This is a genomic window from Hellea balneolensis DSM 19091, assembly GCF_000428525.1.
GTDB lineage: Bacteria > Pseudomonadota > Alphaproteobacteria > Caulobacterales > Maricaulaceae > Hellea > Hellea balneolensis.
Window position 1 is genome coordinate 222,765 of sequence record NZ_AUAC01000004.1, and the last position, 13,517, is coordinate 236,281.

The following is a 13,517-nucleotide window of genomic DNA, read 5'->3' on the forward strand; positions in this document are numbered from 1 at the left end:
CTTTTGGATTAGCCTAATCTGTTTCATGTCAGAGGGTCAACGGCTCTTGGGTCTTTAGCGCCATCTCTATCGCCGCCGTAGCGGCGTCAAAGGCGAGCAGGGTTGAAGTATGCCTTGCGGGATAGGCTTTGACGCCTTCTAGCAAAGCTAGCTTTTCAAACCTGCCTTTTGGGTGCGGCCCATCCTTTTTCAACATGCCGTGCAATATATCTCGTGCCTCAATTACCTCTTCCAGAGATGCGCCTATGATAGCTTGCTGTAAAATTGCGGCAGAGCTTTGTCCTAAAGCACAAGCCTGAACACGCAACGCAATGTCGCTCACAACATTGTCCGTTATATTCACATCAATTTCGAGCCAGGAACCGCAAAGCTTAGACACTACTCGCGCCGTGCCATCAGGCATATCCAATCGCTCATTTTTGAGCGAAGCGGAGAGTGTCAGGATCTCGGTATTATAGAGGTCGTCAAACATGTTTAAGATATAGGGACTTTATTTTATTAAACAAACTGTTCATCCCCGCGATGTCGCGGATGAACAGAATAGAAAATTAAGATATAAGCGTTTAATGTAGCCCCATGACCGCTATCCAGAAAATACCCGCCGAGGAGACACTTGCGATTTTTCTCTCGCATTTATCGGGTGAAAGACGGCTGTCCGATAAAACCGTTGAAGCTTATCAGCGCGACATCTCTGCCTTTCTTGGCTTTATGGCCTCGCATCTTGATGAAGCTCTACACCTCGCACGGCTGGCCGATTTGAAGCCCATGGATTTTCGGGCTTATCTTGCGCATCGGCGGCGCGGGGACAAGCCGCTCTCTCCTAGTTCCGTACAAAGACAGCTCTCGGCTATTCGTACCTATTATCGTTATCTTGAACGGCGCTGGGATGTTAAAAATGCGGCTTTGCCCCTCATCAAAGGACCACGTGCCAAACGCCCCTTGCCCAAACCCTTGAGCGTGAGCGGGGCCAGTGAATTAACGGGACTTAAAAATAAAGACGGCAAATCATTACCTCTGCCGTCTGATTGGATAGAGGCTCGCAATAGCGCTGTGCTCGCTTTATGTTACGGGGCGGGATTGCGGATTTCTGAAGCGCTTGGCCTCACAGCGCAAGATTTGCCCTTGGGCCGTTCTTTATCTTTGACAGGTAAAGGCGGGAAAACCAGACTCATTCCCATATTGCCGCCCATTAAAAAAATGGTGGAGCATTATGTAAAGCTTTGCCCCTATCCACTGAATAAAGACGGATCGATTTTTTTCGGAGCTCGCGGTAAAGCGCTCTCGCCGCGCATTATTCAGGCGGAAGTGCAGAGACTTCGCGGCGCTCTCGGGCTTCCTGAAACAGCCACACCCCATGCGCTTCGCCATAGCTTTGCCACGCATCTTCTGGCTGGCGGCGGGGACCTGCGCACAATTCAGCAGCTTCTCGGTCATGAAAGCCTATCCACTACGCAGCGCTATACCGAAGTCGATTCAGCGGCTCTAATGACTGTTCATCGCCAGGCTCACCCCAGAGCTTAATCGCGAACAAAAAAGACCCGATTTAATAACCGGGTCAGTTTGAAGGGGATTCCATGTAAAATGGACTTTCTTATTAGCCTGATAAAGAGCGCCTTGCTGTGATTTACATCACAACTTGGCGCATAAATATCTAAGACGGGTACACCAAAGGTACATTGACGGTGGTTCCAAAGCTCTCGACCGTAATCTTAACATCATCAAATGTTGGCACACGCGTCGTTGGTATTGCTCCTGATGCGCCCCATCCTTCAGTGGGGCGGTAGCTTTCACTCAGGCCAAAGACCTTATCATCATTCATATCATGCCAAACCGAGACTGAATAATCGCCAGGCTCTGACACGTTCACAACCGCCGTCATATTGCCTGGTGTCGCCAGTTTTAGGACAGCACCATGACCCGCCATGCCGCGATATTGCTCTCGCTTTTGTAACGAAATATATATAGGGCCATCTGCAATTTGCACGCCTGAAAGATTGACTGTGACAGGAATATCACCCGCCTCGTAAATGTCAGAACTCACATCAGCTGCGGTGGCACCCACAGCTGAAATTGTCGTCAGAAGAGCCGCAGCCCCCAAAGTTTTTAATTTAGATACAAACATATTCGTCTCCTTTACAATTTAGTTTGTAATTCAAACTTTACATATTTGAGTTTGTATTGCAAACTAATTTTATAAATTATTTATGACTTTATATTTCGTAAGGAGACCGAAATGACGAAAGAGCAAATTTTAGCTGATTTGGATTATGCCAGTCAGTTGGCAAAAGACGGGGCGAATACGCCTTTATTAGGCGGCCCTATCGGCTTGATGTGGGGCATATTGCTAACCCTTATATTGGGATATCAATATCTGATTTTAGCGCAAAAGATTGACATTCCGCCTCAAACTCTAGCTATTGCTTGGATAGCTTATGGGGTTATTGGCGGCATAGGCAGCACAGTTCTGGGACGCAGAATTGACCGTATGCCCGGCGCGAACTCTGTCAATAACCGTGTCGAAACTTATGTCTGGATCATGTTTGTAGGCGCCATCATTACAGTCGTCATTGGCAGTGTGTTGAACATGACGCTTGGCCAAGGCAATCAAACCGTCTGGAACACTGTCCTTGTTTTTGCCTTTGCTGGGCAAGGCATGGCATACGGTATTGTCGCAAAGCTCGCGAAAGAGAAAATCCTCCATATGGCCAGTTTTGCTTCATTTGTATTTTCGGCTGTCGTCTTCATGCTGATACATGACCCTGTCATCTATCTTATTGGCTCTATTGGGGCTGCGATTACGATTATTATGCCTAACCTTATTTTAGGAGCGCAGGCTAAATCTGCGGCAGCGGCACATGGCTGATACAGAACCCCATCTCAATCTCGACGCTATTGACGATGTCATTCACGGGCGGCTCAGACTGGGAATTATGGCGTATCTATCTGCTGTGAATCCTGCGAGTTTCCCTGAACTTCTCGAAAAAACCGGTACAAGTAACGGTAATCTTTCAACTCACCTGACCAAGCTAGAGGGCGCAGGTTATGTGCGGCAAGAAAAAGGTTATAAAGGCAAACGTCCTCAAACCTTGGTGCATTTGACAGCATCAGGACGGACAGCTTGGATTGCTTATTTGGATGCGATGAAAACACTCTTGGGTTAAGCTAGGCTATAGCTGAAAAACCAAGCGGCGAAGCATATTTAGGGCCGTGCAAAATTAAGCGCCCATAATTGCAACTCATCGCGCGGCAAAACGTATATAATATTCATAATAAAGGATATTCCATGACACGTTTTTCTTTTCGGGCTTTTACTCTTTCCGCCGCCTTATTCGCCGCGCCTTTCGCTGCGCTCGCTCACGGAGAAAGCGCATTCGATATTAAAGCCTCAGACAAAGCGTCTCTGACAGCGACTATATTGTCTGAATTTGACAATGCATGGGCCATGACAGTGCTGCCTGATGGGCATATGCTTGTCACTGAAAAAGGCGGCCTCATTTGGCTGTTGAGCCCCAACGGAGCTAAGTTGGGTCAGATCGCAAATGGGCCTGAGGTCATGGCAAAAGGCCAAGGTGGCCTGGGCGATATTATCCTTCACCCTGATTTTGAAACAACCGGGCAAGTTTATATTTCATATGTTGAACGCGACGAAAATGATGATGCGCTTAGCGGCGCAGCCGTAGCTCTCGTGTCACTTACCCTCACAGAGACAGGCGGAAGTCTATCCCAAGATGACATTGTCTGGCGGCAATCGCCGAAAGTTCTTGGAAATGGGCATTACGGCCACCGCATGGCTGTATCCCCAGACAGGAAATTATTTATCACTTCGGGTGAGCGGCAAAAGTTCTCCCCTGCACAAAATATGTCAACTAATCTTGGTAAGGTCGTCCGTTTAAATTTGGACGGTACCGCACCCGAAGATAATCCCTTTTACACGGGCCATAACGGGACAGCCGATCAAATTTGGACATTGGGCCACCGAAACCCTCTCGGAATCGCTTTTGACGCGGATGGTAAATTATGGGTGCAGGAGATGGGTCCGAAACATGGTGACGAGCTAAATTATATTCAGCGGTCCAAAAATTATGGCTACCCTTTTGTCTCTAATGGCGATCATTATAGCGGCGTAAAAATTCCTGACCATGATGAAATGCCTATCTTTGAAGCGCCCAAAGCCTCTTGGGTTCCGGCCATTAGCCCCGCAGGCCTCATGATTTATTCGGGCGAAATGTTCAAAGACTGGCAAGGCGATGCTTTCATTGGCGGCTTGTCCTCAAAAGCCCTTATTCGTGTTAGCTTTGGCGAAGATGATAGAGGGCGGCCCACCGCAAAAGAGACAGGCCGCTATGAATGGGGCAAACGTATACGCGAAGTCGAGCAAGGCCCGGATGGTGCAATTTATGTACTGGAAGACAAAAAAGGCGGTCGATTGATTAAACTAAAGCCGCATGATCATTAAGCTTACGCATTAAGCCCGGAGGAAATAATCATAGGCCAAATTTTCTGTCTCGGGCGACATCGGGTAGCCTGTTTTGGAAAGGCTTTCCTCAAGAGCTTTGACATCATCATTAGGCACTTGGAATCCACAGAGCACATGACCCGTCGAGCTGCCGTGGTTGCGATAATGAAAGAGCGAAATATTCCACCGCGAATCCAAGTTCACCAAAAAATCTGTAAGTGCGCCGGGCCGTTCAGGGAATTCAAACCGGTAGATGACTTCCTCAACATCCGGCGAGGCTCGGCCCCCAACCATATGGCGTAAGTGTCGTTTCGCGAGGCGGTCTTCTGACAAATCCGTCACAGATATCCCCTGCGCGTCCATGGCGGACACAACATCTGCGCGCTCATCAGACGATTTCGTCTTTATTCCTACCAGAACATGAGCTGTCTCTGTCGGGGCAAAGCGATAATTAAATTCCGTTACAGCTCGGTGACCCAAAGCGCGGACAAAATTTAGGAAAGCCCCGGCCTGCTCTGGGATATTTGCAGCGAAGAGCATCTCTTCCCCCGCGCCCAGTTCAGCGCGCTCAACGATATGGCCAATGCGATCAAAATTTACATTCGCGCCAGATATAGTCACAACGCAATCCCCGCTTGGAGCGCTCCCTTCGCGGGCATGTTTAATTAAACCTGCAAGTGCCAAGGCGCCTGCGGGTTCGACAACCGTTCGCGTAGCTTCAAACACATCTTTCACCGCCGCGCAGATTTCGTCATTGGTGACAAGAATACACTCATCAACAACGGATTTGGAAATCTCCAATGTATTCTTGCCGATGAGTTTGACCGCCACACCATCCGCAAAACTATCGACCTTATTGAGCGGCGTAGGCTCACCCGCCTCTAATGATGTTTTCAGCGTTGCCGCGCCTTCGGGCTCAACCGCAATAATTTTGGTCGTCGGGGAAACGGCTTTAACCCAAGTCCCTAACCCCGATACTAATCCTCCGCCGCCTGTGCAGACATAGATGGCGTCCGGCGTACGCGGCATTTGCTCTAAAATTTCCTTACCAACTGTGCCCTGCCCTGAAATGACATCCAGCTCATCGAAAGGATGAATAAAGACCGCGCCTGACTCATTGGAAAAGTTAATCGCGGCATCGCAAGCCTCGTCATAGCTCTCGCCGATCAGCCGCGTCTCCGCGCCAGCCGCTTGCACGGCATGAACTTTAATCATGGGTGTTGTTATCGGCATAAAGATAACGGCTTTGGTGTTATAATGCGCCGCCGCCGCAGCCATGCCCTGGGCGTGATTACCCGCACTCGCCGCGCAGATGCCTTTCGCTTTTTCCGCATCTGTCAGCCCCGCAATACGGTTCGCCGCGCCGCGTATTTTAAAGCTGAAAACATCTTGCAGGTCTTCGCGTTTCAGCCAGATATTTCGCCCATATTCCAAGCTGAGCTTAGGCGCAAGTTGGCACGGCGTGCGTTTAGCCAGCGCATAAACGTCTGCCGCCTCGATACGGGCCTTTAAATCATTGAGATTAACTTTGGACATGACCCGCTATCCAGTCTCCGACCTGCGATGTCGAGAGATTTCCGCCGAGGTCACCTGTCGTATGTCCGCCTTCAAGGGCCGCTTCGACAGCCGCCTCAATCGCGGCGGCCTCAGTGTCCAATCCAAATGACAATCGCAACATCCAAGCCGCAGACAATATCATGGCCAGCGGATTAGCTTTGCCCTGCCCCGCTATATCGGGCGCGCTGCCATGGATAGGTTCATACATACCCACCGTACCGTCAGATATAGAGGCCGAGGGAATAACGCCCATAGAGCCGGCCAAGACAGAGGCTTCATCCGTCAGAATATCACCAAACATATTTTCCGTCAGCACCACATCAAAATCCTGCGCGCGCGTCAGCATATGCATGGTCATGGCATCGACAAGGAGGTGCTCAAGCTCGACCTCTGGATAACGCCCGGCGACTTTAATCACCGTCTCGCGCCAAAGGCGGGAGGTTTCGAGCACATTGGATTTGTCGACGGAGGTGACTTTTTTACGCCGCGTCATGGCGAGGTCAAACGCTTTAATCGCGATACGCTCAACTTCGGCCTCGCTATAGCGACATTCATCATAAGCGCCCAAATTATCGCGGCCCTTAGTGCCAAAATAAATCCCGCCTGTCAGTTCGCGCATGACAACGAAGTCTGTCCCTTCAAGACGTTCACGTTTTAGCGGGGCTTTATTAATCAGCGCAGGGTAAGGCTTACAAGGACGGATATTGGCGTAGAGATTTAAGTTCTTACGCAACGGTAAAAGCGAGCCCAATTCAGGACGGTCAGCACCTTTCAAATGATCCCATTTCGGCCCACCCACAGCACCGAGCAATATGGCGCCTGTCTTCTCGCAAGAGGCATAAGTTTCCGCTGGTAATGGCTCACCAAGCTCATCAATGGCCGCGCCGCCAATCAGGTGAAATTCAGGCTCAAGCGTATGGCCAAATTTATTTGCCATAGCATTAAGCACGACCATAGCCGCCTCGCCCACTTCGGGTCCAATGCCGTCACCCGGCACATATGTGAAATTTATGTTCATTCGTGTCTCATTTTGATGCCCATAGACTTATGGTGTGATATCAACATATTCGATTTGGATATCGCCAACTGATATATTCTTAGAGAGAAGGCTTCCAGTTCTTCCAAATTGGGGCGTAAGATCATATTCAACTTTTATCACGCTACTTGAATCCCAATAGGCATCAAATGTCTGCCGTTCATAAGAAAAAGCTCTATATCTATTTGCGATTTTAGTATTGTCAGAAGTTATTTTTTTCGTTTCACTTTCAGGAACGACATAAACCGTCATTTTAGGAGTGGTGGTTGCACCACAATCACGGGAATGCCAAATCATAACGTTCCCGCCATCAGGGGAAGGCTTCGATTTCAGAATTTCCTCACCACACAATTCTGTGCAGGCGCTCATAACTAGGACCAGTGGAAATAGTTGTAAGGTATTTAACATTGAGCGCATACTCTCTCTAACGCTCAATCTCATAAGCCGCGATCGCGTCATCTTGATTTTGGAGGTAGCCCATCTCATCCACGCCTTCCATGAGGCAGTGGCGGGAGAAAGCATCTACGTCGAATTTATAGGTACCGCCATTACGGGGTAGGCGCACTTCGCAGCTGTCCAAATCCACGGTCACATCTGCGCCGGGATTATCGAGCAGCCATTGATGGGCGCGTTTATCAATCACAATCGGGAGTAAGCCGTTCTTAAGCGAGTTCCCACGGAAAATATCCGCAATCTCAGAGCTAATCACAACACGAAATCCGTAATCCGTCAGGCCCCAAGGCGCATGTTCACGGGAAGAGCCACAGCCAAAATTATGCCCCGCGACGAGGATTTCACAAGCTTTGCCATCTTCCGAATTTAATTCGTGATCTGTGAGGTTACCTTTGGCGTCATAGCGCAAATTGGCAAAAACATGCTCGCCCAATCCCGCTTTCGTTGTCATGGAGAGAAACTTGGCGGGCATGATTTGGTCGGTGTCGATATTTTCTAACGGGAGGACAAGTGTGCGTGAGGTAACAGTGGTGAGAGGTGCGAAGGTCATAAGCGGAACCCCCTCCCCCGTTTACGGGGGAGGTGCCGGAGCACAGCGGAGGCGGAGGGGGGAGCCAAACAGAGCCGCCAATAATGTTGCACACCACTTGCCGCTCCCCCCATCCCCGCTTCGCGGTACTTCCCCCGTGCACGGGGGAAGGGTTTCCGTATTATTCTCATGCCGCACTCTCCATTTTACGCGGGTCGGTAATCACGCCTGCAATCGCACTGGCGGCAGCTGTTTCAGGTGACGCCAAAACGGTACGAACGCCCGGCCCTTGGCGGCCCATGAAGTTGCGGTTGGAGGTAGAGACAACGAGATCTCCCGGCGCGCCAATATCGCCGTTCATACCCAGGCACATGGAACAGCCCGCCTCGCGCCATTCTGCCCCTGCCGCGATGAAAACTTTATCCAAGCCTTCATCTTCGGCGCGGGCTTTGACAAGCACACTGCCCGGCACGACGATAGCTGTAACGTTGCTCGCGACTTTGCGGCCTTTGAAAATTGACGCGGCAGCCCGTAAATCTTCCATACGGGAATTGGTGCAAGAGCCAATAAAGACTTTATCCACTGGCGTACCCGCAATTTTTGCGCCCGCTTTTAATTGCATATAATCCAGCGCGCTTTCATCCGTGGCATCAACCGCCGCAGGAATGACTGCATCAATCGCCATGCCCATTCCGGGATGGGTGCCGTAAGTCACCATGGGGCGAATATCTTCGGCAGCAATATGGACCTCTTTGTCAAAGACGGACCCTTCATCGGTCGCAAGGCTCGCCCAATCAGCGCAAGCCGCATCATAATTCTCGGGCGTAAATTTACGGTCTTTAAGATAGCTAAAGGTCGTTTCATCCGGCGCAATCATGCCGCAACGCGCCCCCGCCTCGATGGACATGTTACAGACGGTCATACGGCCATCCATGGACATTTCTTCAAAGACATTACCGCGATATTCCAGCGCATAGCCCGTTCCGCCGCCAATCCCAATTTTGGCGATAATGGCGAGTATAACATCTTTGGGCGTGACGCCCTCCGCGAGCTGTCCATTGACGTTAATCGCCATGGTCTTGGGCTTGCGCATCAGGATAGATTGATTAGCCAGAACATGACCAACTTGTGTCGTACCAATGCCAAAGGCAATCGCGCCGAAAGCGCCATGGGTCGAGGTATGGCTATCCCCGCAAACAATGGTCATGCCGGGCTGCGTCGCGCCAAGCTCTGGCCCCATCACATGAACAATCCCGCGATTATCACTCTCCCAGCCATGGGTTTCAATACCGTGCTCCGCTGCATTCGCTAAAAGCGTTTCAACCTGTGTCTCCGCTTGCGCGGTGACATATGGGCGAGACCCATCAGGGTTCACTTTGGTTGGCGTCGAATGATCAATCGTTGCGAGCGTGCGGTCAGGACGGCGGACTTTCAGGCCCCGCTCGCGCAGAACCGTAAAGGCTTGCGGCGAGGTCACTTCATGGATGAGGTGCAGATCAATATAAAACGTCGCGGGATGCGCCTCTGTTTCAGGCACAACAATGTGACGTTCCCAAACTTTATCGAAGAGTGTTTTAGGCATCAATGCTGCGCCGCGATACTGGCTTGCCTCACCGCGCGCCTTTCAATTCTATTTATCACGTCCAAATAAGCTTTCGCCCCTGCCAGAACTGTATCCATGCTAGCGCCGCGGCCTTGGTAATTTTCAAACTCCGTCGAGACACGAACAGCCGCTTCGGCCATGGCGTCTTTACCTTCGGAAACCGACTGTACGGTGAAGCTTTCAAGATGCAGCGGATGACCCGTAATATCAGAAATGGCGAGGAAGACTGCATTGACGGGACCAGCCGCCTCTGAAACGGCTTTTTTACTCTCTCCATTTTCATGGGTGAGCTGCACCGTCGCTTGCGGGGAGCGATTATCATCCGAGCCCGCAGAAACATAAAGACTATCAATCGACCACGGCCCTTGTGTGCCGACGGCTTCGCCTAAAATGAGCGCTTCTAAGTCAGCATCAAAGACTTCCTTTTTGGCATCGGCAAGCTCTTTAAAGGCAACAAAGACGGATTGAAGCTGATTATCAGACATTTCGAACCCAAGCTTCGAGGCACGGTTTTTAAGCGCCGCACGGCCTGAATGTTTGCCGAGGACAAGATTATCCGTCGAGACGCCCACATCTTCGGGCTTCATGATTTCATAGGTTTCGCGGTTAGCCAAAACGCCGTGCTGGTGAATGCCGCTTTCATGAGCGAAAGCATTTTTCCCGACAATAGCTTTATTACGCGGGACAGGATTACCCGTCAGCGTGGCGAGCAGTTTTGACGCGCCGTAAATGCCTTCGGTTTTAATCCGCGTGGTGAGGCCAAAGAAATCTTTGCGCGTGTTCAGCGCCATAATGACTTCTTCAGTTGCGCAATTGCCCGCGCGCTCCCCAATGCCGTTAAGCGCGCATTCCACTTGGCGCGCGCCGCCGCGCACCGCCGCGAGCGAGTTCGCGACAGCCAATCCCAAATCATCATGACAATGGGCGGAGAATATCGCCTTATCCGCGCCTTCAATTTCCGTGGTTAAAAATTCGAACAGATTCTGTATTTCTTCAGGCGTGGTGTAGCCCACTGTATCAGGGATATTGATAGTGGTTGCGCCGGCTTTAATGGCGGCTTCGACAACGCGTTTTAGATAATCACGCTCCGTGCGGATAGCGTCTTCGGCGGAAAACTCGACATCATCCGTATATTCACGGCAGATTTCTATGCCCCTGATGGCGCGGGCAACAATCTCGTCTTTGCTCATTTTGAGCTTAAATTCACGGTGCAAAGGCGAGGTTGCGATGAATGTGTGAATGCGGCCAGACTTGGCAGGCTTAATCGCTTCGCCGGATGCGCGAATATCGCTCTCCATACAGCGAGCCAATGAACAGATTGTGCTGTCCTTGATGGTCTCGGCAATAGTTTTAATCGCCTCAAAATCGCCAGGGGACGCCGCGGCAAAACCTGCCTCAATAATATCAACGCCGAGGCCTTCCAACGCTTCGGCCATTGCGAGCTTCTGGCCCGAGGTCATAGAAAACCCCGGCGCTTGTTCGCCGTCGCGTAAAGTGGTGTCGAATATTTTTACTTGGTTTGTTTTAGTCATTTTAAATCTCGAAAATCTAAGTCAGTCTTCGATGTATCTAAGCTCGTTCAGCATGTCTGCGGCGGCCAACCTTTTCGGCACTGACCACATTATAAAGCCGTTCGAGCTGTTTACAGAGCGTGTCCAGATTGCTGGGTCCGCCTGTGTCCTCAATGTGAACCAACAGATCGAAATCACCATCCACGCGCTGCGTGCAATGTACATCACGGTAGTCATATCCACGGCGCTCGATCGTGCCGAGCGCCCTGATCAGGGTTCCGCTAACATCATGGAGAACAATCTTAAGCTTGCCTTGAACGCCCGAAGGCTCAAAAGTTTTATCGCGTTGAAGTTGGGTCATGATTTAACCTACTGCACCAAATGTAAAAGGGGATTTCAAACAACTGTAGAAACCCAAAATTGGAATTAATAATACAACAGCCCAAAAGCTTAGCTTCATTATCGTCCACCCATGCTTCATATCTTTATGAGGGCGATTTTGAATATCCTTTTGCGAAGGCGTCACTGATTTGAACAAATCTTTCACCCTACCGCTCCATCATATCGGCATTGCTTCGCCCGGGCGGAACGAGCGGCCAGACATTTTCATTCGGATCGATTTTTACATGCATGAGGATGGGGCCGTCTGTTTCTAAAAGACGGTCAATGCCTACATCGACTTCATCGGCGGTGGTCACGGTAAAGGCATCAATCTGAAACGCTTTGGCAACCAAGGCAAAGTCAGGATTATCATCCATATTGGTTTCGGAATAATTCTTATCAAAGAAGACTTCCTGCCATTGGCGCACCATGCCAAGCGCGGAGTTATCCAGTAGGACGATTTTCAACGGAATATCGTAACGGAAGAGCGTCGCGAGTTCCTGAATATTCATCATGATAGACCCATCGCCAGAGACGGTAATAACCGTGCGTTCCGGTGCGCCGAGTTTTGCGCCTAAGCCCGCAGGTAAGCCAAAGCCCATCGTGCCTAATCCGCCGCTAGTGATGTGATCTTTCGGTTCATCGAAATAGCAATGTTGCGCGACCCACATTTGATGCTGTCCGACATCGCATGTAATTATAGCGCTATCATCTGCGCGGCGCGAGAGATCGTGCAAAAGTTTGGGCGCGTAAACACCGGGAGAGGCTTTGGCCTGCGCGCCTTCATAATCCCATTCATGCATGGCGCGGCGGGAATAGCAAAGCTCTCGCCAGTCATCACACTCCGAGCGGCCCGGATTGAGCGCTTCTAGGTTTTTCTTGAGTGACCCATCCAGATAAACATCCACTTTGCGAAGCTTATTAATTTCCGCAATATCAATATCCATGTGAATAACTTTGGCATGGGGCGCAAAGGTATCGAGCTTACCTGTCGCGCGGTCGTCAAAACGCGCCCCCGCGACGATTAATAAGTCACATTCTTGTACCGCGTAATTCGCCGCCTTAAGGCCATGCATACCCAGCATGCCTAAAAATTGCGGATGGTCAGATGGCATCGCGCCTAAGCCTTTAAGGGTTGAGACAACTGGAATATCGGTGCGTTCAACGAGGTCGCGCAATTCCTTAACACCGTCGCCCTGAGCAATCCCGCCGCCAATATAAAAGAGCGGTTTTTGTGCCTCGCGGATAAGCGCTTCGGCCTTAGAGATATAATCGCTCTGTCCCATTTCAGGCTTTACCTTCGGATAGGGCCGCCATTTATGACGCTCTGTTGTCATGGCATTGGCGACATCTTTGGGGAGGTCAATCAGGACAGGACCGGGGCGACCTTCGGCAGCAATGAAATAAGCTTCGGCCACCATGCCGGGAATATCGGCAGGGTCACGCACGATGTAGCTATGCTTAACCACAGGCAGGGTCATGCCGAAAATGTCAACCTCTTGGAACGCATCTGTTCCCATCAGGTTAGACGGCACTTGGCCCGTCACAAAGACAACAGGCACAGAGTCGAGATAAGCATCCGCAATCGCGGTAATCAGGTTTGTGGCACCAGGACCTGACGTGGCGAATGCCGTGCCTGTGCGTCCGGTCGCACGCGCATAGCCAATCGCGGCCATGCCGCAACCTTGCTCATGACGGCAGAGGATATGACGTAATTGCGGAATAGTCGGCAACACATCATAGACAGGCATAATCGCCCCGCCCGGATAGCCAAAGATGGTTTCCACACCTTGCTCCACAAGCGATTCCAGCAATAATTGCGACCCCGATTTTGCCGGACGGTCAGCGATCTTTTCAGTCGCTTGCTTTTCAAATTGTGTGGCTGTGGTCATGGTCTATCCGATTTTTATTTCCGTTCATCCCTGCGAAGGCAGGGATTAGGACTTACGTGCAATTAATACCTCACCTTCGTCCTTGCCCCTGCTTTCGCA

14 protein-coding genes are annotated in these 13,517 nt (G+C 50.7%); 4 read left to right on the forward strand and 10 right to left on the reverse strand.

Annotation, left to right across the window (positions count from 1 at the left end):
• Nucleotides 1–28: 28 nt before the first annotated feature.
• Nucleotides 29–472 (reverse strand): iron-sulfur cluster assembly scaffold protein, encoded by a 444-nt coding sequence (locus tag F569_RS0111610; protein ID WP_026942341.1) that lies wholly within the window; start codon nt 470–472, stop codon nt 29–31.
• A 104-nt stretch (nt 473–576) separates the two neighbouring features.
• Here F569_RS0111610 and F569_RS0111615 point away from each other — a divergent pair, with 104 nt between their 5' ends.
• Complete coding sequence (locus F569_RS0111615) at nt 577–1,521, forward strand: tyrosine recombinase XerC (protein ID WP_026942342.1); 945 nt, start codon at nt 577–579, stop codon at nt 1,519–1,521.
• A gap of 130 nt (nt 1,522–1,651) precedes the next feature.
• Here F569_RS0111615 and F569_RS19050 read toward each other — a convergent pair whose 3' ends face one another.
• Nucleotides 1,652–2,122 carry a DUF2141 domain-containing protein gene (locus F569_RS19050; protein WP_051279828.1) on the reverse strand — a complete coding sequence of 157 codons (471 nt, stop codon included), beginning with the start codon at nt 2,120–2,122 and terminating at the stop codon, nt 1,652–1,654.
• A gap of 111 nt (nt 2,123–2,233) precedes the next feature.
• Between F569_RS19050 and F569_RS0111625 the strand changes: the two genes are divergently transcribed.
• The 3 genes from F569_RS0111625 (at nt 2,234) to F569_RS0111635 (ending at nt 4,456) form a co-directional block, all read left to right on the forward strand.
• The gene (locus tag F569_RS0111625; protein ID WP_026942343.1) at nt 2,234–2,863 is read left to right on the forward strand and encodes a hypothetical protein; all 630 of its coding nucleotides are present in this window, start codon (nt 2,234–2,236) and stop codon (nt 2,861–2,863) included.
• Nucleotides 2,856–3,161 carry a winged helix-turn-helix domain-containing protein gene (locus F569_RS0111630; RefSeq protein ID WP_026942344.1) on the forward strand — a complete coding sequence of 102 codons (306 nt, stop codon included), beginning with the start codon at nt 2,856–2,858 and terminating at the stop codon, nt 3,159–3,161. The genes F569_RS0111625 and F569_RS0111630 overlap by 8 nt, the downstream gene beginning before the upstream one ends.
• Nucleotides 3,162–3,283: 122 nt before the next feature.
• Complete coding sequence (locus F569_RS0111635; protein WP_034388739.1) at nt 3,284–4,456, forward strand: PQQ-dependent sugar dehydrogenase; 1,173 nt, start codon at nt 3,284–3,286, stop codon at nt 4,454–4,456.
• Between the two features lie 9 nt (nt 4,457–4,465).
• On the opposite strand, the gene ilvA is transcribed toward F569_RS0111635, so the two are convergent.
• From ilvA to ilvG, 8 genes are all read right to left on the reverse strand, one after another.
• A complete protein-coding gene (gene ilvA / locus F569_RS0111640) occupies nt 4,466–5,992 on the reverse strand; it encodes a threonine ammonia-lyase, biosynthetic (protein WP_026942346.1) in 1,527 nt (508 codons plus the stop codon).
• Nucleotides 5,979–7,031 carry a 3-isopropylmalate dehydrogenase gene (gene leuB / locus F569_RS0111645; protein ID WP_026942347.1) on the reverse strand — a complete coding sequence of 351 codons (1,053 nt, stop codon included), beginning with the start codon at nt 7,029–7,031 and terminating at the stop codon, nt 5,979–5,981. The genes ilvA and leuB overlap by 14 nt, the downstream gene beginning before the upstream one ends.
• A gap of 27 nt (nt 7,032–7,058) precedes the next feature.
• Nucleotides 7,059–7,457: a hypothetical protein gene (locus F569_RS0111650; RefSeq protein ID WP_154813731.1), complete on the reverse strand. Its 399-nt coding sequence runs from the start codon at nt 7,455–7,457 to the stop codon at nt 7,059–7,061.
• 16 nt (nt 7,458–7,473) lie between these two features.
• On the reverse strand, nt 7,474–8,052 hold the full coding sequence (gene leuD, locus F569_RS0111655; RefSeq protein WP_026942349.1) for a 3-isopropylmalate dehydratase small subunit: 579 nt from the start codon (nt 8,050–8,052) through the stop codon (nt 7,474–7,476).
• Nucleotides 8,053–8,218: 166 nt separating this feature from the next.
• The gene (leuC, locus tag F569_RS0111660) at nt 8,219–9,613 is read right to left on the reverse strand and encodes a 3-isopropylmalate dehydratase large subunit (protein ID WP_026942350.1); all 1,395 of its coding nucleotides are present in this window, start codon (nt 9,611–9,613) and stop codon (nt 8,219–8,221) included.
• Nucleotides 9,613–11,166, reverse strand: a complete 1,554-nt coding sequence (locus F569_RS0111665) for a 2-isopropylmalate synthase (protein ID WP_026942351.1) — start codon at nt 11,164–11,166, stop codon at nt 9,613–9,615. Before F569_RS0111665 ends, leuC begins: the two co-directional genes overlap by 1 nt.
• Before the next feature lie 37 nt (nt 11,167–11,203).
• Entirely contained in the window at nt 11,204–11,506 is a 303-nt protein-coding gene (locus F569_RS0111670; protein WP_026942352.1) for an ACT domain-containing protein, read from the reverse strand.
• 187 nt (nt 11,507–11,693) lie between these two features.
• On the reverse strand, nt 11,694–13,418 hold the full coding sequence (ilvG, locus tag F569_RS0111675; protein ID WP_026942353.1) for an acetolactate synthase 2 catalytic subunit: 1,725 nt from the start codon (nt 13,416–13,418) through the stop codon (nt 11,694–11,696).
• Between the last annotated feature and the right edge of the window lie 99 nt (nt 13,419–13,517).